Genomic DNA, 20,095 nt, shown 5'->3' with positions numbered 1-20,095 from the left:
TTATTTTCGGGGTATGAAACGCTTTCTCATCCCCATCACGATGGTCATGTTGGCGTGCAGTTCGTTGCATGCTCAGCAATGGACACCGTCAATTGCTAATCGAGCAATCTACTCGGTTGTTACCAACCCTCTAAACCCCGGAACACTCTATGCCGGTAACATGGCCAGAATGTTTTTTAAAAGCACTGACGCGGGTGTCACCTGGGAAGAGCTCACTATTGGTTCCGTTGGTGGCGAATCCCGTATTGTGTTATTGGCAGTTCATCCTAGGGATACAACCGTGGTGTTTGCCGGAGGAATTGGATTAGCCGGTCTGCAACGAAGCACTGACGCTGGTTACTCCTGGGAACCGGTGTTAACAACACCGGATGGATACCGGTTTGAATTGGGCGGTTCGAGTGCACTTGCTTTTGATCCGCAACACCCTGATACTGCGTACTGTATCCGGTACCAGCAGGGTGAAGTGTACTGGTCAACCAACGCAGGCGCAACCTGGGAGTTACGTAGCACAATTCCAGATATCGAGTCATCCGACAATCTTCGCGCGATTACCGTGTGTCCGGATAGCTCAAACATTGTCATCGTTTCCGGCAGAAGATGCAGAATCCATCGCTCTACTGATTTTGGTGTAACATGGACGGTACACGATTCGTTAAATAAGACCCGTGATACCGATGTGGGCAATTTTGTGTGGAGTCCTTCCAATCCCGCAGTTCTCTACGCCACGACCCAGAAATCACTGTTCTATAACGCACAAAATTGCGGACTCTATAAGAGCACAGATCGCGGCATTTCCTGGAATCTCCATGCTCTCACCGATACGTCGGTCTATGCCCTACTGATTCATTCAACACCGAAGGGCGAAGAGCTCTACGTTGGTGGTAATCAAATTGAATATCCTGCCGATGCAGCAGGCAAAATCAAGGGTGACTCGATTGTGGTACGATCATTAGCTGGTCTGGACACTGTCTATACGGATCTCAGTGAAATTCCCTGGATGGAAAGCGAAATTGGCGATACTGTGTACAACGTTTGGGGCTTTGCCGTAACACATCGCAATGGGTTCCCGGTCCTTATCATGGCTACCCAGGGTGGCCTTATGGAGTCCACCCACATCACGGATGTTGCCGACACGAGAATTTTCCCGGGGCCGCAAATACTGCGTACCGGTGTTGATGGCTTTTATGCACCTGACTGCACGGGTAATGCCATGACGTACAGAGTAACCGACCTTCTGGGATGTACGGTTGCTGCCGGTACAGTTGCCGGCGGACAATACACCGAAGTTCCGCGAACTGTCGGACGCCCCCTCTTCATTACTCTGGAATGCTCCGGCATCAATTTTAATGCTGTCCTCCGTTAGTACGTTCTATGAATTCGTCAACCCGTTTACTATTCCTGCTGACCGCTTTCAGTATGGTACCATCTGCTTCGGGCATTGTTGCTCAGCCACTTGGTACATGGAAACTGCTTAATCCGATTCAGTCTTTTACGGTGCGTACCAATCCGCTCGACGGCAAGAAGATTCTTGTTGGTAACTCGGCAAACAGGTTATATCGGTCGGACGATGGTGGAACAACCTGGTACGTAGTTGAAACCGGCTCAACTTCGGCTACCAACTTTTTAACCAGCGTACACATCCCATCACGTGATACCAGCATTGCCCTGGTTGGTGGCTTTGCGTTTACCGGCATAAAACGCGGGATAAGTAACGGCGAATTCGCAACCGTCCTCTCCGATCCATCATTCCGCCGAATGATTTTTGTTTCTGAAGCCATCACCGAAGATGCAGATGGCAATCTGTTTGCTGCTCGTGGTTCTACCTACAACTCCATCTGGAAGTCAACCGATAACGGTGCAACCTGGGACTCAATTGCCGTCATTCCAACCAACGAAACCTCGAAACTCTTAACGATCAGAGCTCATCCCACTATCCCCGGCTTACTGTTCGTTGGTGCCGCCAATGCCCGCATTTACCGGTCATCCGATGGCGGCCTTACGTGGGCTTCTGTTCCGGTACTGAATGGCAAACACACCATGTTCCCGGGTACCGAGGTTTCTCAAATTGCATTTTCAACTATAAATCCTGAGGTTGGATACGCAGCTGTAACTATCATTGACCGCGGTACCACAAACGATGCCGGCATACTAAAAACATCGAACGCCGGATTAAACTGGGACAGAGTGGCTTTTCCAGATACCAGCTTCTGGGCCGTAAGCGTTCGCACGCTGCCGGGTGGCAAGGAAGAAGTGGTTGCAGGGGGCTTCAGGCAACGTACCATCCCGTCAAAAGAATGTGTTGGTGACAGCCTGGTGTTCAGGTCGGTTGACGGTGGTCAGACCTGGGAACGATATCAAAATATACATTGGGTTATCTCCGATCCTGACAGCCCGATTAAAAACGTTTGGTCGCTCCACGTAGCACCTGCAGACAACAAGCTTTACATGGCAACCGAGCAGGGTGTGTATGTAATGGATGATGTTCCCCTCTCGGTTTCTTGTTCAGCCACCGCGAAAGGCGGCTTATCAATATCTCAGCATTCAGGTGCACTGTTTGTATCGGATATGTTCCCATCACAGGAACCACAAGCCTGGTCAATATACACCACCGATGGTACACGTATTGCAGGTGGCAAAGTGCATTGTTCACAGCACCAACAAATCAGCCTTGGTCATTGTGCTACCGGCACCTATATCCTGGTCTGGGGCTCTGGGCGATCATACAGAACAGTTCCGTTCATGTTTACCCGCTAAGCACCCTCAGAGCATCATGTTGTGTTAGCCCCTTACACTCCGTAGCTTTGTGCTGTATAACATCCAACAAGTCGTCAGGAGCTACCATGAATACTACAAACAAGCTTATTGTAATCTATTGTGCTATCGTGCTGACTGCCATTGGAACAAACAGTGGGATTGCGCAGCCTCTTGGACAATGGCGTTTGCTGAATCCGGCTGCTGCGTACACAGTGCGCACAAACCCGTTGGATGGCAATAAGATTTTGGTTGGCAACTGGGCAAACCAGCTGTACCGATCGGACGATGGCGGAACCACCTGGTACATTGTTGAAACCGGTGAAACATCGGCAACGAACTGGTTGTCGAGTGTTTGTGTTACTCGTCAGGACACCAGCGTTGTTATCGTCGGCGGCTTCCAATTCACAGGCCTTAAGCGCGGTGTGAGTAACGGGAAGTTCGAAGTCGTGCTTATCGACTCCAATTTCCGGCCAATGATGTTTATTGCCGAAGCCATTGTTGAAGGTTTAAATGGAACATTCTATGCGGCACGCGGTGCTACGTACCACTCCGTGTGGCGCTCTACAGATATAGGAAACACATGGGACTCAATAGCTGTCATTCCAAAGGACGAAACAACCAGACTGCTGTGCATGGCTGCACACCCAACAATTCCAGACCTGCTGTTCATCGGCGGAACCAAGTGCAGAATCTACCGCTCGTCCGATGCCGGCATCACCTGGGAATCTGTTCCCGTTTTAAACGGTGAAAAAACGATGTATGACGGGACAGAAGTCTCGATGATCCGGTTTTCACCCACCAACCCGATGGTTGGGTATGCAGCAATTACCATCATTGACCACGGTACCAAGAATGATGGCGGAATCTTGAAAACCACCGACGGTGGATTAAACTGGGACAGAGTAGCATTCCCCGACACCAGTTTCTGGGCTGTAAGCGTTCGGACTCTGCCGAATGGGAAGGAAGAGGTCGTGGCAGGGGGCTTTAGACAACGCACCTCGCAACCCGGTGAAGTGATCGGTGACAGCCTGGTATACAGGTCACTTGACGGTGGTGCAACCTGGGAACAATATAAAAATATTGAATGGGTGATTTCTGACCCTTCAAGTCCGATATGTAATGTGTGGACGCTGCATGTTGCACCTGCCGATAACAAGCTGTACATGGGGACGGAGCAAGGTATCTACGTTATGGATGACGTTTCTGGTATCGCCCAGGAACATCGCTCTGCTAAGGCAGGATTATCTCTTTCTTCACTTCCAGGCAAACGCATTCGGATTTCTGATTTGTACCCTCAGGCTTCCGATGCAACGTGGTCTGTATATTCAATGTCGGGCACCAAGGTTGCGGCAGGCACAATCGATGTTGGCCAGGCTCAAACGCTATCACTGCCCAACTGTGCAGCCGGCATGTACATGCTTGTTTGGGGTTCCGACCGTTCATACCGAACGGTACCGTTCATGCTGGAGCAATAAGTCAGGGACGGGTTAGCTCAACAGTGTTGGTAAGCGTGCCCAGCATGCTGATTGAACATTCCACAACATCACCGTTTGCAAGCCACCATGCAGGGTCGTACACCTTGCTACCATTAAGCTCAAGAAAGCACCCTGTCCCGCATGTGCCGCTACCAATAACGTCACCCGGATATAGCGTTACACCGTAGCTGGCACGCTCGATAATCTGAGCAAACGTCCACGTCATATCCTTTACGTTTCCTTCAGAAACCTTGGTCCCGTTTACAAAGGCCGTCATTTCCAGGTCGTACGTTTCGCCGTTTGGCGTCTCAATTCGCCTTGAAGCAAGCTCATCACGAGTAACCATCCACGGTCCAAGTGAGGTTGCAAAGTCTTTCCCCTTTGCCGGACCCAGATTCAGTTTCATTTCCTGCATCTGCAGTTCACGCGCGCTCCAGTCATTCATCACCATGTAGCCGGCAACGTAGTCATCAGCATCTTGTGCCGAAATATCCCTGCCCTCCTTACCAATGACAATGGCGCACTCCAGCTCAAAGTCAAGCTTCCCCAGGTGGAGTTCACGTACCGGTATTGCTCCCGGACCAAATACAGCCTGATGGTTGGTAAAGTAAAAAATCGGGATCTCGTAGAATTCGGGTATCATCTCTACACCGCGGTTCCGGCGTGCTGCCTCTACGTGCTGCTTAAATGCGTAGCCATCGCGCATTGACGACGGCCGGGGTATCGGCGAAACCAGGGTCACCTCGGAAAGTTTCTTGCCTATCTGAACCGTATCTCGGTTACTGGTAAACCACTGTTCAATAAGCCGGGCATCCGCCATGGCAGCCTCGCCCATCCGCAGAAACCGAACCATGTCGGACTCTGCACTGTTGAGCGTGAACCGGACCGAATCTTTAGCTGCATGGTAGGCATGCTCAAGGTCTATCACAATATCATGAACTAACAAGGCAAGGCGGGTTGCCTTGCCCTCTTTATACGATACAAACTTCATAATCTATCTGGTAATCGCGTGATGAAGTGAGAGTGCTCCAACCGTTCCGAAGCCGACCAAAAACATAAGCTGGAACGGTATAGCCGCAATTTCGGAATACGATATCGATGTTGCAATACCAAAAACAAAGTAGGCGGCCAGGGCAAGTTCAACCAGAACCATCCAGCCAATCCGTTTTTGTGAATAGCGCTTTTTACGCCAGTCATCACCGGCTTTTTCGATCTTATATTTTGGCGTACGTTTAAACTCGGATTTCTTTCCAACCAGTGCCTCAAGAACAGCCTTGGTGTTGTTCACAGCCAACCCCATGGAACCTGCCATAAATACAGGGAAGAGCAGCAGCCTACGCTGCCAGTCAGCGTGAATACCGCGCTGTGCGTACATGTAGAACAAGAACGTGCTGATACTTGCCAAAACAAAAACGCTCATCAGACTAAAGTACACATCAAAACCCTGCGTCTGGTTCTTGATGATCACCAGCGGAACGTTCAGGAATGCAACAATGATGATAAACGGAAAAACAATGTTGCTGGTAAGGTGTACCGTGCTTTCTAATTTTGTTGACAATGGGAGGCTGCTGCGCCAAACCTGCGGCAACAGCTTCTTGGCCGTTTCCACAGCACCCTTCGTCCACCTGAACTGCTGTGTTTTCAAGGAGTTGATGTCCGCCGGGAGCTCTGCCGGTGACGTAACGTCGTTCAGGAAGATAAATCGCCATCCGCGCAGTTGAGCTCTGTATGACAAATCAAGGTCTTCCGCCAGCGTGTCGCTGTCCCAGTTTCCTGCATCTTCGATTGTACGCTTACGCCAAACGCCTGCTGTACCGTTGAAGTTAATAAAGAAACCTGCACGATGCCGGATCTGCTGTTCTACAACAAAGTGACCATCCAGAGCCAGAGCCTGTGCGCGGGTTAAAAACGAGTAGTCTTCGTTGAGGTGTTCCCATCGGGTTTGAACCATTCCAACCTTTGTATCGGCAAAATGTGGAATCGTTTTCATTAAAAACTCTTTTCTGGGAACGAAGTCAGCATCGAAAATTGCAATGAACTCACCTCGGGCAACAGCCAGACCTTCCTTCAGGGCTCCTGCCTTATAGCCCGATCTGTCTGTCCTGTGAATATGTTTGATATCAAAGCCCAAAGCCCGGTATTCTTTGGCAAGTGACTTCGACAGTTCAACCGTTTCGTCGGTACTGTCGTCAAGAAGCTGAATCTCGAGCTTTTCCTTGGGATATTCCATTTCGCAGACCGACCGCACCAGACGTTCAACAACATACAGCTCGTTGTAGAATGGTAACTGCACGGTTACAACGGGGAGGGCATCACTGGGGAAGACATCGGCGGCTTTTTTTGCCAGTTTTTGAGTCTTATGCCAGAAATAAATCATCACCAATCCGTGCAGCCCAAATGCAAACAAAACAGTAAGGGCCAAGATATACGCAACAAGTAAAAAAGTCTCCATTGAACCTGAAGAATAACTGACAAAAGAGTTTAGGAATTTTGTTCGCTGCAAATAACTGCTACCAGTCAGACACAACTGCAAGCAGTATGTCATCCACAATGCGGTCAATGGCTACTCGTGCGGCACGGGTTCTGTCTTCAGTGGCGTTTGCCACATCATACACATCGAAGTTTTCGAACGTGCGTGTCCACACGGTACGATGCTTTACAGCATCAGTATATTCAACTTCGACGGATACTATCAGTTTACGCTGGTTTTCCAGGTCGGCCTGCTGAACGTTCAGCATTTGATCCTGAACCCGGATTAAAACCGGTGTAAGCCGTATATCGCCATTTTCGTCCACCAACTGCAACGTATTGTCTGTCCGAAAACGTGATACCAACATCTCATTACAGTATTCACGAAGTGTTGCATCTCCATAACCACTGCGGTCTGTTACCGGACTAATCGATACAGAATGCAGATGATCAGGTATTGCACCCCCCCGGAATGAGTAACAGGCTGTCAGCAGGACTGCCGTTGTCACACAAACAATATGCGAAACTATGGTTCTTAACAATGCAGTATCATGAAGGTTGTATGAATAAACTTTCACTCTGCGAGGAATGGATTGGTCTGTGTTTCGATGTCGATGGTAGAAGAGGGTCCGTGTCCGGGAAGAATGATATAGTCAGGTGGCAGCGACAGCAACTTACTACGGATTGATTGCAGCAACTGCTCGGTATTTCCGCCGGGCAGATCAGTGCGTCCGATACTTGAGTTAAACAGCGTATCGCCAACAAAAACACGTCTGCGCGCTGCGTCGGTATAGCACACGCCGCCTTCGGTATGGCCGGGCGTAAACAACACGCCCAGCTGGATGCCAGCAACGGTTATCGTACTACCATCATCGACCAGGACATCCGGACGAACCGGCTGCAGATCGAACGGGAGTGGCCACACGGTATGGGCATTAGGGGCTTCAATCCGATACGAATCCGCAGGATGCACGTACACCCGGGCACCTGTTCTGCGCTTAAGGTCTGCACAGTCGCCCGTATGGTCCCAATGGGTATGGGTAAGCAGAATTGCGGTAAGGGTACAGTTATGGTGTGTTACTGCCTTCAGGATTTCGTCCATGCTTTCCAGCGGAACATCAACACAAAAAGCTTCCCCAAGCGTAGTATTGCACACCACATACGTATTGGTGGCTACCGGACCGCATTCAAAACATTGCGTTTCTACCATGTGCGAAGATAGTGCTAATGGTGCTTTTTGGTAACTTTGCCCTGAACCGGAAAACAAATATGTTAGAGAACTACCTGCCCTTGATTGTAATGATTGCTGTTGGACTGATTTTTGGTCTCAGCAATATTTTTCTTGCCCAGTGGCTTGGGCCACGGCGCACCACGCGCTCCAAGCTAACAACCTATGAGTCGGGCATGGAGCCAATTAAAACTGCACGCGAACGCTTTACCATAAAGTTCTACCTTGTGGCAATGATGTTCATCCTTTTCGACATTGAAATTATTTTCATGTATCCCTGGGCGGTTCAGTTCAGGGAGTTGGGAATGAACGGCTTTATTGCAATGATCCTGTTTATGGTTTTACTGTTTAGCGGCTATATCTACGTTTGGAAGAAAGGAACTCTGGAATGGGATTAGGAGAAAACATTGCCCGTGACGGCTTTATCACTACAAAACTTGAGGCAGTTGTCACATGGGCACAACGGAACTCACTCTGGCCAATGCCGATGGGCATCAGCTGCTGCGCCATCGAGATGATGGCGTTTGGCGGACCCCGGTCCGACTCTTCGCGATTTGGCTCGGAGCGATTCAGCTTTTCGCCTCGTCAGGCAGACCTGATGATAGTTGCCGGAACGGTAACCTACAAGATGAGCTGGGTTGTTAAAAAAATATGGGATCAAATGCCCGACCCCAAGTGGTGTATCGCTATGGGCGTGTGCGCCAGCGCTGGTGGCATGTTCAGGTCGTACCCCGTTGTTCAGGGGATTGATCAGTTCCTCCCGGTCGATGCATACGTCGCTGGGTGTCCGCCCCGCCCTGAAAACCTCATGAAGGCTCTTCTCTACATCCAGGAAAAGGTTGCCAACTCAAAGCCGGTCCTTGCAAACTTCGGCAAGGACACCGGAGCTGTTAAACGAAGCGACATTATCAGGGTTTAACATGTGATTATTGCCGGCATCATGACCGGCACATCGGTGGATGCCATCGATGTAGCCATTTGCGACATTACTGCTCAGGGAGATCGTCACACGGTCTCCCTGATTCACTATGTACAAGCCCCCTACCCCCCAGACCTCAGCGAGCTGATTCACAAAGCACTGAAGCAGGAAGCGTCAATGGAAGAGCTGTCCGATCTGCCGTTTGCTCTTGCCCAGGCCTACGCAGAGGTGGTGAAAGGGGCTTTGGCCCACGCGGGGCGTCCGGCTCAGGCTGTGGGTGTGCACGGGCAGACCCTGTGGCATCACCCGCCGCACAGTACGTGGCAGGCTGTGTCGGCCCCGGCTCTTGCTGCCCTGCTTGATCTTCCCGTTGTGTCGGACTTTCGTTCTGCCGACGTAGCAGCAGGCGGCCAGGGAGCTCCGCTTGTACCGGTTTTTGATTTTGCGTTGCTTGCCGGACCGGTCAGCCGGGTTGCAGTTAACATTGGCGGTATGGCCAATATTACACTACTGCCGGCAGATGCCACCCGCGAGATGGTCACAGCGTTTGACTGCGGACCCGGCAACATTTTAATTGATGCTGTTTGTGAACGGTGTTTTGGTAAGCATTTCGATACTAACGGGGCAATTGCGGCAGCCGGCGTTGTTCTGGACAGAGTTGTCCGTGAACTTCAGCAGCATCCGTTTTTTGCAGAACACCCGCCAAAATCTACCGGTCGCGAAGTATTTGGCACAGCCCTGGCCGATGCACTGGTACGGAAGTACGCACACCCCTCTATACCGTCAGAAGATCTGGTACGATCCGTTACCAACGTCACTGCCTGGTGCATTGCCGATCATATCATTCGGTTTCAGCCCGATACCAGGGAGGTGATCGTAAGCGGTGGTGGCGTACATAACGCCACACTGATGTCCACTCTATGCGGGCTGCTTCCCGAATGCTCAGTGGAGTCCAGTGCCTCCTACGGGATCGATCCCGATGCTAAGGAGGCCATGGCGTTTGCCTACCTGGCGTGGCTGAGTATCAACGGACTACCCGGGAATCTTCCAACCGTTACTGGTGCACGCTCATCCGTCGTTCTTGGTTCATTAAGTCCTCCTCAAAGCTTTAGGATACCGTAAGTTTGCAGCAGATTTTATTTCTGCAGTTTCACCTTTGTAAACCAACAATTCAATTTCGTTAACATACTGTACCAAGCCATGTTTGATCTGACTTTTTCCGAAACCCATCAAATGATTCGCGATACGGCTCGTGATTTTGCCCAGAACGACGTTTTCCCTACTGCTGTGGAACGTGATAAAAGCGGTGAGTTCCCAGCCGAGATTGTTAAAAAAATGGGTGAGCTTGGTTTCATGGGTATGATGGTAAGTCCGGAATGGGGCGGCTCGGGACTGGATGCCCTAAGCTACGTTATCGCAATGGAAGAAATCAGTGCCGTCGACGCATCAGTTGGCGTTGTGATGAGCGTGAACAATTCACTGGTGTGCTGGGGTCTGGAGGAATACGGGTCTGCCGACCAGAAGGCAAACGTGTTAACTCCGCTTGCTCGGGGTGCGGTACACGGTGCATTCTGCTTGTCGGAACCCGAAGCGGGCAGCGATGCCACACAACAGCACACTACGGCAACACGGGGTGACGGCGGCTGGATTCTGAACGGTACAAAGAACTGGATTACCAACGGTACCACCGCTTCCTGGCATCTGGTAATGGCGCAAACCGACCGCGACCTTCGTCACAAAGGCATTACCTGTTTCATCATTCCTTCCACTGCCGAAGGATACGAGCCAGGGCTGAAAGAAGATAAACTTGGCATTCGTTCCAGCGATACGTCGTCAATTGGTTTAACAAACGTGTTTGTACCTGACTCAATGATCCTTGGTGATGTTGGCCAGGGCTTCCGTATTGCAATGGAGTCACTCAATGGCGGCCGGATTGGTATTGCGGCTCAGGCACTGGGAATTGCCAAGGGGGCGTTCGAGGCTGCACTGGCATACTCAAAGCAGCGGAAGGCATTTGGTAAGCCCATCAGTGACCTACAGGCAATTCAGATGAAACTGGCTGACATGGCCACACGGTTAGAGGCAGCCCGTATGCTTGTGTACAAGGCCGCATGGCTCAAAGATCAGCATGGCAACTATATCAAGGAAGCTGCACAAGCAAAACTTCTGGCGTCACAAACTGCTGTTCATGTTGCACTGGAAGCTATTCAGATTCACGGTGGTTACGGCTATGTACGCGAGTATCTGGTGGAACGATATCTGCGCGATGCCAAAATCACTGAGATCTACGAAGGTACCAGCGAGATCCAGCATATTGTGATTGCACGGGAATTACTCAAGGCATAAGATGCCTGCACCATCACGTTGCCGTAGCCCCTTACAGTCTTAATATTCTTTTTGTTTACTGAATACGCGCGCCAAGCCTGATTTCCCACAATCGGGTTTGGCGCGAAATGTTTCCGGAGTTATTCACCGAGTGCGACACATCGGCCTGGAATAAACGCATTGCCTCGGCGTCACTGAGAATACTTAATGGTATGCTGACGGTGAAGGTGCTGTTGCCGGAAAAATCCGAGAACTGACCGCTGACGCGGTACGAAACATCACCAAAGAGCTGCCCGCTAAGCGTAAGCCGGCTCTGCGACAAGTCGCTGCCAAAATCAACCTGGGCATTTTGCACAAATCCAAGCTCGCTGACAACATCCGATAAGGCACTTGTGGCAACAGCCGAAAATGCCGAGTTCACCTGCCCCACAAGGTCACCCTGACCGGATGACAGTAATTCGTCTGAGGTTCTGCCCAGCAGGATCAGCATAAGTGCGTCGCTGGCAATCTTCGCACTGTCACCAACAGCCTCCCGATCATTACGCCATACCCTGTAGGCTACCTTTGGTTTGTTCTTGGTCCCGGTTATGGTTAGCTCTACCTTATACTCTTCAAATTTATTATCGCCAACCAACCGCCTGTCCTGATACACGGCTGTCAACGCTAATGCCGGGTTAGTAATGCCGGCACCCTGCGAAAATTTCAGCAGTCCACCGGTACGGAAGGGTTTGTAAAACTTGTATGTGCTTGCACCTTCACGCAAACGCAGTGTACCGCGCAAGTCAGTGGAGTTATCCGCAAACTTCCCGGTAAAGGTCAGCGGTTCATCCGGATCTTCAAGCTCAAGGTCGGCTACCAGAATCTCGAACGTCCCAAGGTTCATTGTTATCAGCGTTCGTCCCCGCAGGTAGATTTTAAGGTTGTACTTAATGATGTCAACGAATGAGGGGCTCATGGTTTGAACAACCTGCTTAACAGCATTGGCTGTTGCTTCGGTGGCAGATTGTGCTGTCGCTGCTGAATCCTCATCCGGTTTTCGACGTTTGGTCTGGACAATATCAGCCAGACTTGGGGCGTGCCCATCGGTGGGACGCACATACTCAACGCTGGAAACCGTTACCCTGGTTGCTGACCGCTCCTTGGGATATGTAAGATCCGAATAGTACACCATGATATCACCCGAGAGACTGGGGCGGTCAGGCTTACCCGACAAACGGATGGGATCTCTGCCGGATCCGATGATAAGGTCGCCGTAAACGTTTGGGCTGCGCGCCTGTGATGATGAGTTCATCACCATCAGCCCCCGCTTGTCTTCGGTAACAACGGTAAAATCAATTCGGTCTACATTAAGCCCCTTAAACACTACCACTCCCTGAGCCCGCGCCATACCTCCGCGCAAATCCTTGGTCCGATTCCGAACAAGTATGGTATCCAGCCGGAGCTCATTGCCTTCCAGGCTTACCCACCCTTCGGATTCATAACCAATGTTCGTAGCAGAAGCCAGGAAGAAGCCGTCCAAATATCGTGCGGCACCCTGAAGTTTTATATCGTTCAGCCCAGGACCCGATGCGGTAATTCGTGCATCAGCCTTTCCCCTAACACGCTCTACCGCCGGCAGGAAGGGCTCGGCAACAGTAAGTGACAGGTTGTTGGCCATGAGCGCAATGTCCCACGGTTTACTTTCATCGATGCGCTGAGCAACACTCGTAAATGCAGCGTCAAACGGAATCGATCCGATGTCGAGATTTAAGGCCTGGTAGGTTTCGGTTCCGGCAGATGACGTAACCGTTGCGATCCCTCTGACGGTTTTGTTTTTGTGGTAGAGTTTACTGGAAAGATCGCCGATAATAGCCCTGTTATACGACAGATTCGCAATATTCAGCGATGCATTAATCTCGGGCTTTGTCCACGTTCCATCGATCTGTGCTACCAGTTCAGTAACCAGTCCGTCAGCAAGGCGCAACGGATGATTTGCTTCAAGCTCTACAAAGCGTGGCACATCGGTGAGTGGGAAATTTTCAATGCGGACGGTCAGGCCGTGAAAGATAGAGTCCGAAAGGATGCCGCTGAGCGAGACTGTTTCGCGCCATGGACGTTGGACAACCAGCTTTTCGATGTTCACGACCCCTTTACTTACTGTAGCCAACGCCGGCATGGTTGTACCCCACTCTAACTTCCTGACAGAGTCAACAACAACGTGAGCAGAGTCAAGCCTGATTACCGTTGCATCAGTGTGTGGTGTTATCTCTCCGGCAACAGTAATGCCAACGGTGTTAATCGCTGACCGGGCAGAAAATGTAATCCCGTTACCATTATGGTGAAACTGAAGTACCGGCTGTTTAATCGTAAGCCCGGAGATATTGAGAATACTATCGATGGTAGCACTGAACGTTGCCTCGTGAATGTGTGGTAGTGTAGAAAAATCATCAAAATCAATGTTTCCGTTTGCCACAACAGGATCGATGATGATATCACCACCGGCATTCGACACATGAACCTGGTCAGTCCGTAGAGTGTCAACCAGAAACTGCACATGGTCATCAAGTACAGTCAGTCGCGAATGTAGGACTCCGGAACCCGAGACATACATATCCGGCAAAAGGATATTTAAAACTGAAAAATCTTTAATAGTAGCCTGAAGCAGTACATCCGATTCCAAAAGCGTTGTACCTGTCTGCCGGGTTACATCAGAAGCCGGAACAAAGTTTTGTGCAATGTGCTCGGAGGTTCGGAGTACCGCATTGGCGCTTGCCGATACTGCCTCAATCAGGCTGGACGGCACAAAGCGTCCCTCAAGCAGGATATTGGCAAAGTCAGTGTACAGTCGCAGACTGCTGTGGTGTGTGCTTCTGGAAGCGCTCATGCTGAGTGAGAACGGCAGGAATGCCCTGTCATCCAGCACCATTTCTGAAACGGTCCCGCCAAGGGTTCCCCGAAGACTGTCAATATGGAATCCTTCAGCATGGACCGTGAACTGCGTGGTTAACCGCTGGGGAAGTCCCTGAACACGCAGTGTTCGTTCCAGATCCAATGCCTTTGTGGTAATCTGTGCTGAATAGATGGGGCGCTCGATCTCGGCCAGGTTGAGTGTTCCTGCCACAAGCAACTCCTGAAAATCCGCCTGATCCAGAGTAGCTGATTGGCTGTTTTCGGGCGTAAAGCCGGCGTACAAGGTGTCTATTGTGTACACTCCGCTACCGTCAGCACGAATCTCTGTATTAAGCCGGCGTACACTTCTGCCCAGAATAACAGAATTCTCGAGCGCTACCGACGCCTTTGCCTGCATTGTTCGTGGGTTAAACCCTATTCCTTCTACCCTGACGGTACCGTTTAACAAAACGGGCTCTTCCAGAGCAACGAATGCGGCAACGTCACCAGCCGTAACTCTGAGGTCTGCAGCGTATCCTAATTCCGATTTCGATAAATCCAGGGCTACGTCACCCGCAACTGCTCCCGGTTTGTCGGCACCACGCACGGTTATGTTCAGGATACTGTCTGGTCTGCCCCGTAGCAGGAGGGTATCAAGTGTTGTGAACTGCAGGAACGGCAACTCAGGTAAGGGAACAAACACCAGGCGTCGCCGCACGTCGGAATACTGTGCAACGCTGTTAAACAAAGCTATATCTAACGTTAATGGTTTCCGTCCGTACAGCTCGTCCACACGTACAGCACCACGCAGACGTGTTGCACCGGCTTCCAGGTTCATGTTGGTAACGTGAACGGAATTGCCAGTGTACTCAACATCTGCATCCAGCGAATAGTTATCCGCCATATTCACTTCGGGAATAAAATAATGCAGGTCGGGTCCATGAACCAAATGTCCTTTCACCGTAGCACGCAGCGGGTGATGAACAAGAACGTCATCCGAAAACTCTGTCATGAAATCAACGTCCTGCACCGATGCTTTTAGGTCAATCTGTGTGCGTGGCATCTGCAAACGAAGCAACGGTACGTCTAAACCCTGGGGAGAAAGCAAAACAATGCACTGGAGCATTGTTACGGCAAGTGGTCCTCCGCGGTTATCACGGCACGACAAACCGTTTACGGCTATACTGGCATGGTGACTGTGCAGGTTAACACGTAGCCCCATATCCAGTCGTACATCAGTGAGTGCCATGTGCATTGGATCAAAAATACTGTCGGTGCGCAACGTTGTCTGATCATCCACGGAAATGGTGCCATCCGATATCCGCAGTCGTTTCACGACAACGGTACCCCGCGGTGGCTCAGATCGTGCAGTGTCGGCAGGGGGCTTTGCAATGCGCTCAACATTCCACACACCGTCCGTGGAGCGAACAATTGCGATTGCCGGTTCTTCAAGATTCAGATTTGTTATCGCGGCAACTCGCACAAACAGCGAGGCGGGGTCGTAATTCACCGTCAGCCGTTTTGCGTCAAGAACAGTTGTTCCATTTGCGTATAATCGGGGGTGCTCAATAACAATTCCGCGGAACAAACTCACCTGAATGTCATCAATAACCACCTGCCCCTGAATCTGTTCATTCAGCAGCTCAACTCCGCGGTTGCGCAGCCAGTCACGGAACACCTGTGTTTGTGAGAACACGATGAATGCGGCCGTCGCAACCACGAACACAGCTGCAGCACGCACGGCGTACAGCGCAACCCGCTTAACAAGCCGCAACAGCCATGACTGTGGCACAGGTTCAGAGTTTGCTGTTGGTTGCTGAAACTCCATGGTCAGATGGTATGATTGCAAAGAGCCAAACTATTATTCCCCCTGTGCTTTCGAGTACCGGGGTTCCGAATCCGCAACATGTAGCTGTTCTACATGACGCCACGGAATTCCTGCAGCATCAAGGAATGCCAGTAGCCCTGTGATGTGTGTTGCCGAGATGTCATCTCCGGTGTATCTGCAGTGGTGAACGTCAACAAGCATAACATCTGGCATACTGCCCGGCCACACTTTTGTTCCGCGATTACTAATCATTGTTAGCATCAGTGGACCAACCTGGTCAGGAACGGGGGGAAGCTCCTTTTGCCATTCAACAAACACATCAGCCCCTACTAACCTCCATACTTCCATTCGATGGTCAGGGGCCCGCGGGGCTATTCGCGGTGGCACATCAGGAGAATCTGTAACAACGCTGGCAACATCCGGGCGGAGTTTTTGCGCCACAGCGTTGGCAAACTCCGTAGTGGAAGCCGTACCATGCAGGTCGCGAGTTTTGATACCGGAAGCCAGAGTATTGGCTAACGCTTCGGCAATGGCATCGGCATGAGCCATTAGCCCCATATACTGCAGCATTTGAATACTGCTCAGCAGAAGTGCCGTCGGATTTGCGATACCCAGTCCCGCAATGTCGGGGGCTGATCCATGAACAGCTTCGAATACGGCACAGTCCTTACCGATATTTCCTCCCGGTGCCACGCCCAAGCCCCCTACCAGACCTGCACAGATATCACTCACGATATCACCGTACAGGTTTGGTAAAACCAGAACATCAAACTGTTCCGGACGTGTAACGAGCTGCATACAGCAATTATCAACAATGATATCATCGGCTTCGAGATCTGTATATTCAGCGGCCACTTGCCGGAATACCTCCAGAAACAAGCCATCGGTAAGTTTGTGGATATTGGCTTTATGGACGCAGGTTACCTTCCGGCGTCCCAGTTTCCTGGCCTCTTGAAAAGCATACCTGATTAGTGCCGTGGAACCCTGCCGGGTTATAAGTTTAAGACCCTGTGCAACATTGGCAGACTGGAAGTGTTCAATGCCTGAATACGTATCCTCAAGATTTTCGCGGTACACCAGGATATCCACTCCATCAAACTTTGTCTGGATAGCAGGCATCGTGCGGGCACGCCGCACGTTGGCGAACAACTCAAGTGATTTTCGGATCGTAACGTTGACGCTTTTATGTCCGCCCGCAACCGGTGTGGTGGTCGGACCCTTCAGTGCCACACCGTTTCGTTTAATGCTTTCGATAGTCTCTGCAGGCACACCGCTACCGTACTGATGAATAGCTGTCAGGCCAGCCTGTGCTTCCTCCCATACAATTGGCACACCTGCTGCTGAGAAAATTCTCACTACGGCATCGGTAATTTCGGGTCCAATGCCATCCCCTTTAATCAATGTTACTGTACGCATTCACCATTTCTCACATCAACAACATTTACCCTATCATTTCTACAACAACCGCGCTGGCTTCACCGCCGCCAATGCAGAGCGTTGCCAGTCCACGACGGAGACCGCGGCTTTGTAATGCATATAGCAGTGTAGTAAGTACCCGGGCACCGCTTGCGCCAATCGGATGACCAAGAGCGACGGCACCACCATGAACATTCACCTTTTCGTGCGGAATCCCAAGTTTTTGTTCAGCCACCAGCGTAACAACCGAGAAAGCCTCGTTAATTTCGAACAAATCAATATCGGGTAGTGTTAACCCCGCCTTGGCAACAACTGCGTTGATGGCTTCTACCGGCGATGTTGTAAACCACAGCGGATCGTGGGCATAGGATGCCTGTGCAACAATGCGTGCCATCGGCCTGAGACCATAGCGGCTGACGGCGGAATCCGAAGCTATCACCAGTGCCGCAGCACCATCGTTTATGGTGCTGGAATTAGCTGCCGTAACGGTTCCGTCTTTTTTAAACACCGGCTTCAGCGTGCGGATTTTATCAAACACAACTCTGCCCGGCTCTTCATCTGTGTCCACTACAATATCACCTTTTTTCCCCGGAATCGTTATTGGTACGATCTCGGGCGCAAACTTCCCTTCTGCCTGGGCTGCCTGTGCTTTTTTGTATGAATCAATGGTAAACGTATCCTGCAAATCGCGGGTAATGGCACACTCGCTGGCACAGAGTTCTGCAGCATCGCCCATCGGCACCTGGTTGTACACATCCCACAACCCGTCCCACTGCATCAGGTCAACCATGGCGGTGTTACCAAATTTTACACCCTTCCTGCTGTCGAGCATCGCATGCGGTGCATTGGTCATGCTTTCCTGTCCGCCCGCAACTACAACGTGGGCATCACCGCATCGAATAGCCTGATCGGCAAGCATGACTGCCTTCAGTCCGGAGCCGCAGACCTTGTTGATCGTCATACATGCAGTATGACTGGAGAGTCCGGCATAAATAGCAGCCTGGCGGGCAGGTGCCTGGCCAACGCCACCCGTAAGAACATTCCCCATAATCACTTCGTCAACTGCATCGGTGGCAAGCCCTGCCCTCTCTACGGCAGCCTTGATTGCCACAGCTCCAAGCTGCGGAGCGCTAAAGCTGCTTAGTGAACCAAGGAGTGAACCAATGGGAGTGCGTGCGGCCGAGATGATATAGCTCATAAGTAAGATTACAGTATCATGAAAAAAACCGGAAATAGATGTGCAAAATACCACTTTAACCGACTGTTTTTTGACGACGGACAGCGTTTGGAGACCCAAAATCTGTGCTCGCAGAGCCCACGGACGTAGCTGATTCGATATACATCTGTATTTTTGAAGATTGAAATTCGGAATCTCTTTCACGCCTCATTCTAACAAGCACTATGAATAAAGGAAAAATCGTCCAGGTTGTCGGTCCGGTTGTTGACGTTGAATTTGCCGAAGGTGGAATACCACCAGTACTTTCTGCTCTCCATATTCCCCGCACGTCGATGGATACCGGAAAGGAAGAAATTCTGATTTGTGAAGTCCAGCAACACCTTGGCGAAGATCGTGTCCGCTCGGTAGCGATTGACAGTACCGACGGCTTGGTCCGAGGCATGGAAGTACTTGATACCGGCGGTCCGATTTCGGTGCCGGTCGGGCCCGGCGTCCTTGGAAGACTTATCAACGTAACCGGTGCAGCCATCGATGGTAAGAGCGGTATTAAGGCCGACAAATCGTGGAGTATCCACCGTCAGCCGCCATCCTTTGCCCAGCTTTCTACACAGAAGGAGATGTTTGAGACGGGTATTAAGGTTATTGACCTTATCGAGCCCTTCACGAAGGGTGGAAAAACGGGTCTGTTTGGTGGTGCAGGTGTTGGAAAAACCGTTATCATTCAGGAGCTCATTCACAACATTGCAAAACAGCACGGCGGCTATTCAGTGTTCGCAGGTGTTGGCGAACGTACCCGTGAGGGCAACGACTTGTACCTTGAAATGACTGAGTCGGGAGTGATTGATAAAACAGCTCTGGTATTCGGACAGATGAATGAGCCCCCGGGAGCACGTGCCCGCGTTGCCCTTACGGCACTGACCATGGCTGAATATTTCCGCGATGAAGAAGGCAGAGACGTACTCTTGTTCGTTGACAATATCTTCCGGTTTACACAGGCCGGATCGGAAGTATCGGCCTTGCTTGGACGGATGCCTTCGGCTGTTGGATACCAGCCTACATTAGCAACGGAAATGGGTGTTCTGCAGGAACGAATCGCGTCAACCGACAAGGGGTCGATCACATCGGTTCAGGCAGTGTATGTACCTGCTGACGACTTAACGGACCCCGCTCCGGCAAACACGTTTACCCACCTTGACGCTACGACGGTACTTTCGCGGCAAATTGCCGAGCTGGGCATCTACCCTGCCGTGGATCCGCTCGACTCCACCAGCCGTATTCTTGATCCGCTGGTTATTGGTAACGACCATTACAATACGGCGATGAGGGTGAAGAAAATTCTGCAGGCTTACAAGGACTTGCAGGACATTATCTCGATTCTTGGTATGGACGAACTGAGCGACGAAGACAAGCTCACGGTATATCGTGCCCGCAAAATTCAGCGGTTCTTCTCACAGCCATTCCACGTGGCCGAGCAGTTTACAGGTTTTGCAGGCAGATACGTAAAGGTAGCCGATACCATTGCCGGGTTTAAGGCAATCCTGGATGGCGAGGTTGACAATGTACCTGAAGGATTCTTCTCCTATAAGGGTACGCTGGATGAAGTATTGGAAGCCTACAACAAGTCACAGAAGTAAGA

15 protein-coding genes are annotated in these 20,095 nt (G+C 51.0%); 8 read left to right on the top strand and 7 right to left on the bottom strand.

The genetic code is table 11. From position 1 onward, the window contains the following. Positions 1-13 precede the first annotated feature (13 nt). From HRU79_09735 to HRU79_09725, 3 genes are all read left to right on the top strand, one after another. Positions 14-1,363 carry a hypothetical protein gene (locus HRU79_09735; GenBank protein ID QOJ26910.1) on the top strand — a complete coding sequence of 450 codons (1,350 nt, stop codon included), beginning with the start codon at positions 14-16 and terminating at the stop codon, positions 1,361-1,363. An 8-nt stretch (positions 1,364-1,371) separates the two neighbouring features. Next, positions 1,372-2,754: a hypothetical protein gene (locus HRU79_09730; GenBank protein ID QOJ26909.1), complete on the top strand. Its 1,383-nt coding sequence runs from the start codon at positions 1,372-1,374 to the stop codon at positions 2,752-2,754. A gap of 86 nt (positions 2,755-2,840) precedes the next feature. Next, complete coding sequence (locus tag HRU79_09725; GenBank protein QOJ26908.1) at positions 2,841-4,229, top strand: hypothetical protein; 1,389 nt, start codon at positions 2,841-2,843, stop codon at positions 4,227-4,229. Between the two features lies 1 nt (position 4,230). On the opposite strand, the gene HRU79_09720 is transcribed toward HRU79_09725, so the two are convergent. Genes HRU79_09720 through HRU79_09705 form a run of 4 tightly spaced genes read right to left on the bottom strand, consistent with a single transcriptional unit; the run spans position 4,231 to position 7,908 of the window. Next, a complete protein-coding gene (locus HRU79_09720; GenBank protein QOJ26907.1) occupies positions 4,231-5,220 on the bottom strand; it encodes a fumarylacetoacetate hydrolase family protein in 990 nt (329 codons plus the stop codon). 3 nt (positions 5,221-5,223) lie between these two features. Then, positions 5,224-6,681 (bottom strand): glycosyltransferase, encoded by a 1,458-nt coding sequence (locus tag HRU79_09715; protein QOJ26906.1) that lies wholly within the window; start codon positions 6,679-6,681, stop codon positions 5,224-5,226. A gap of 58 nt (positions 6,682-6,739) precedes the next feature. Next, positions 6,740-7,276: a hypothetical protein gene (locus HRU79_09710; protein QOJ26905.1), complete on the bottom strand. Its 537-nt coding sequence runs from the start codon at positions 7,274-7,276 to the stop codon at positions 6,740-6,742. Further along, positions 7,273-7,908 carry an MBL fold metallo-hydrolase gene (locus HRU79_09705; protein QOJ26904.1) on the bottom strand — a complete coding sequence of 212 codons (636 nt, stop codon included), beginning with the start codon at positions 7,906-7,908 and terminating at the stop codon, positions 7,273-7,275. Before HRU79_09705 ends, HRU79_09710 begins: the two co-directional genes overlap by 4 nt. Positions 7,909-7,967: 59 nt before the next feature. Here HRU79_09705 and HRU79_09700 point away from each other — a divergent pair, with 59 nt between their 5' ends. From HRU79_09700 to HRU79_09685, 4 genes are all read left to right on the top strand, one after another. Then, the gene (locus HRU79_09700) at positions 7,968-8,324 is read left to right on the top strand and encodes an NADH-quinone oxidoreductase subunit A (protein ID QOJ27313.1); all 357 of its coding nucleotides are present in this window, start codon (positions 7,968-7,970) and stop codon (positions 8,322-8,324) included. Next, complete coding sequence (nuoB, locus tag HRU79_09695) at positions 8,315-8,845, top strand: NADH-quinone oxidoreductase subunit NuoB (protein ID QOJ26903.1); 531 nt, start codon at positions 8,315-8,317, stop codon at positions 8,843-8,845. Before HRU79_09700 ends, nuoB begins: the two co-directional genes overlap by 10 nt. A gap of 3 nt (positions 8,846-8,848) precedes the next feature. Next, a complete protein-coding gene (locus HRU79_09690) occupies positions 8,849-9,967 on the top strand; it encodes an anhydro-N-acetylmuramic acid kinase (GenBank protein ID QOJ26902.1) in 1,119 nt (372 codons plus the stop codon). Positions 9,968-10,045: 78 nt separating this feature from the next. Then, positions 10,046-11,191 (top strand): acyl-CoA dehydrogenase, encoded by a 1,146-nt coding sequence (locus HRU79_09685; protein ID QOJ26901.1) that lies wholly within the window; start codon positions 10,046-10,048, stop codon positions 11,189-11,191. Between the two features lie 55 nt (positions 11,192-11,246). On the opposite strand, the gene HRU79_09680 is transcribed toward HRU79_09685, so the two are convergent. From HRU79_09680 to HRU79_09670, 3 genes are read right to left on the bottom strand one after another with little or no spacing between them, the layout of a single operon-like run. Next, on the bottom strand, positions 11,247-15,866 hold the full coding sequence (locus tag HRU79_09680) for a hypothetical protein (GenBank protein ID QOJ26900.1): 4,620 nt from the start codon (positions 15,864-15,866) through the stop codon (positions 11,247-11,249). Between the two features lie 33 nt (positions 15,867-15,899). Continuing rightward, entirely contained in the window at positions 15,900-17,282 is a 1,383-nt protein-coding gene (locus HRU79_09675; GenBank protein ID QOJ26899.1) for an NAD-dependent isocitrate dehydrogenase, read from the bottom strand. Positions 17,283-17,307: 25 nt separating this feature from the next. After that, on the bottom strand, positions 17,308-18,480 hold the full coding sequence (locus HRU79_09670; protein QOJ26898.1) for a thiolase family protein: 1,173 nt from the start codon (positions 18,478-18,480) through the stop codon (positions 17,308-17,310). 203 nt (positions 18,481-18,683) lie between these two features. Here HRU79_09670 and atpD point away from each other — a divergent pair, with 203 nt between their 5' ends. After that, positions 18,684-20,093 (top strand): F0F1 ATP synthase subunit beta, encoded by a 1,410-nt coding sequence (gene atpD / locus HRU79_09665; protein ID QOJ26897.1) that lies wholly within the window; start codon positions 18,684-18,686, stop codon positions 20,091-20,093. Positions 20,094-20,095 lie beyond the last annotated feature (2 nt).

The organism is Ignavibacteria bacterium (assembly GCA_015709655.1).
Lineage (GTDB): Bacteria > Bacteroidota > Ignavibacteria > Kapaibacteriales > Kapaibacteriaceae > OLB6.
Note: the sequence above shows the minus strand (reverse complement) of the source record. Positions and strands in the feature narration are given on the sequence as shown.

What these genes read in the sequence shown, in the direction of transcription:
- HRU79_09735 (QOJ26910.1), top strand. Translation starts at nt 14, where the DNA reads ATGAAACGCTTTCTCATCCCCATCACGATGGTCATGTTGGCGTGCAGT.
- HRU79_09730 (QOJ26909.1), top strand. Translation starts at nt 1,372, where the DNA reads ATGAATTCGTCAACCCGTTTACTATTCCTGCTGACCGCTTTCAGTATG.
- HRU79_09725 (QOJ26908.1), top strand. Translation starts at nt 2,841, where the DNA reads ATGAATACTACAAACAAGCTTATTGTAATCTATTGTGCTATCGTGCTG.
- HRU79_09720 (QOJ26907.1), bottom strand. Translation starts at nt 5,220, where the DNA reads ATGAAGTTTGTATCGTATAAAGAGGGCAAGGCAACCCGCCTTGCCTTG.
- HRU79_09715 (QOJ26906.1), bottom strand. Translation starts at nt 6,681, where the DNA reads ATGGAGACTTTTTTACTTGTTGCGTATATCTTGGCCCTTACTGTTTTG.
- HRU79_09705 (QOJ26904.1), bottom strand. Translation starts at nt 7,908, where the DNA reads ATGGTAGAAACGCAATGTTTTGAATGCGGTCCGGTAGCCACCAATACG.
- HRU79_09700 (QOJ27313.1), top strand. Translation starts at nt 7,968, where the DNA reads ATGTTAGAGAACTACCTGCCCTTGATTGTAATGATTGCTGTTGGACTG.
- nuoB (QOJ26903.1), top strand. Translation starts at nt 8,315, where the DNA reads ATGGGATTAGGAGAAAACATTGCCCGTGACGGCTTTATCACTACAAAA.
- HRU79_09685 (QOJ26901.1), top strand. Translation starts at nt 10,046, where the DNA reads ATGTTTGATCTGACTTTTTCCGAAACCCATCAAATGATTCGCGATACG.
- HRU79_09680 (QOJ26900.1), bottom strand. Translation starts at nt 15,866, where the DNA reads ATGGAGTTTCAGCAACCAACAGCAAACTCTGAACCTGTGCCACAGTCA.
- HRU79_09675 (QOJ26899.1), bottom strand. Translation starts at nt 17,282, where the DNA reads ATGCGTACAGTAACATTGATTAAAGGGGATGGCATTGGACCCGAAATT.
- HRU79_09670 (QOJ26898.1), bottom strand. Translation starts at nt 18,480, where the DNA reads ATGAGCTATATCATCTCGGCCGCACGCACTCCCATTGGTTCACTCCTT.
- atpD (QOJ26897.1), top strand. Translation starts at nt 18,684, where the DNA reads ATGAATAAAGGAAAAATCGTCCAGGTTGTCGGTCCGGTTGTTGACGTT.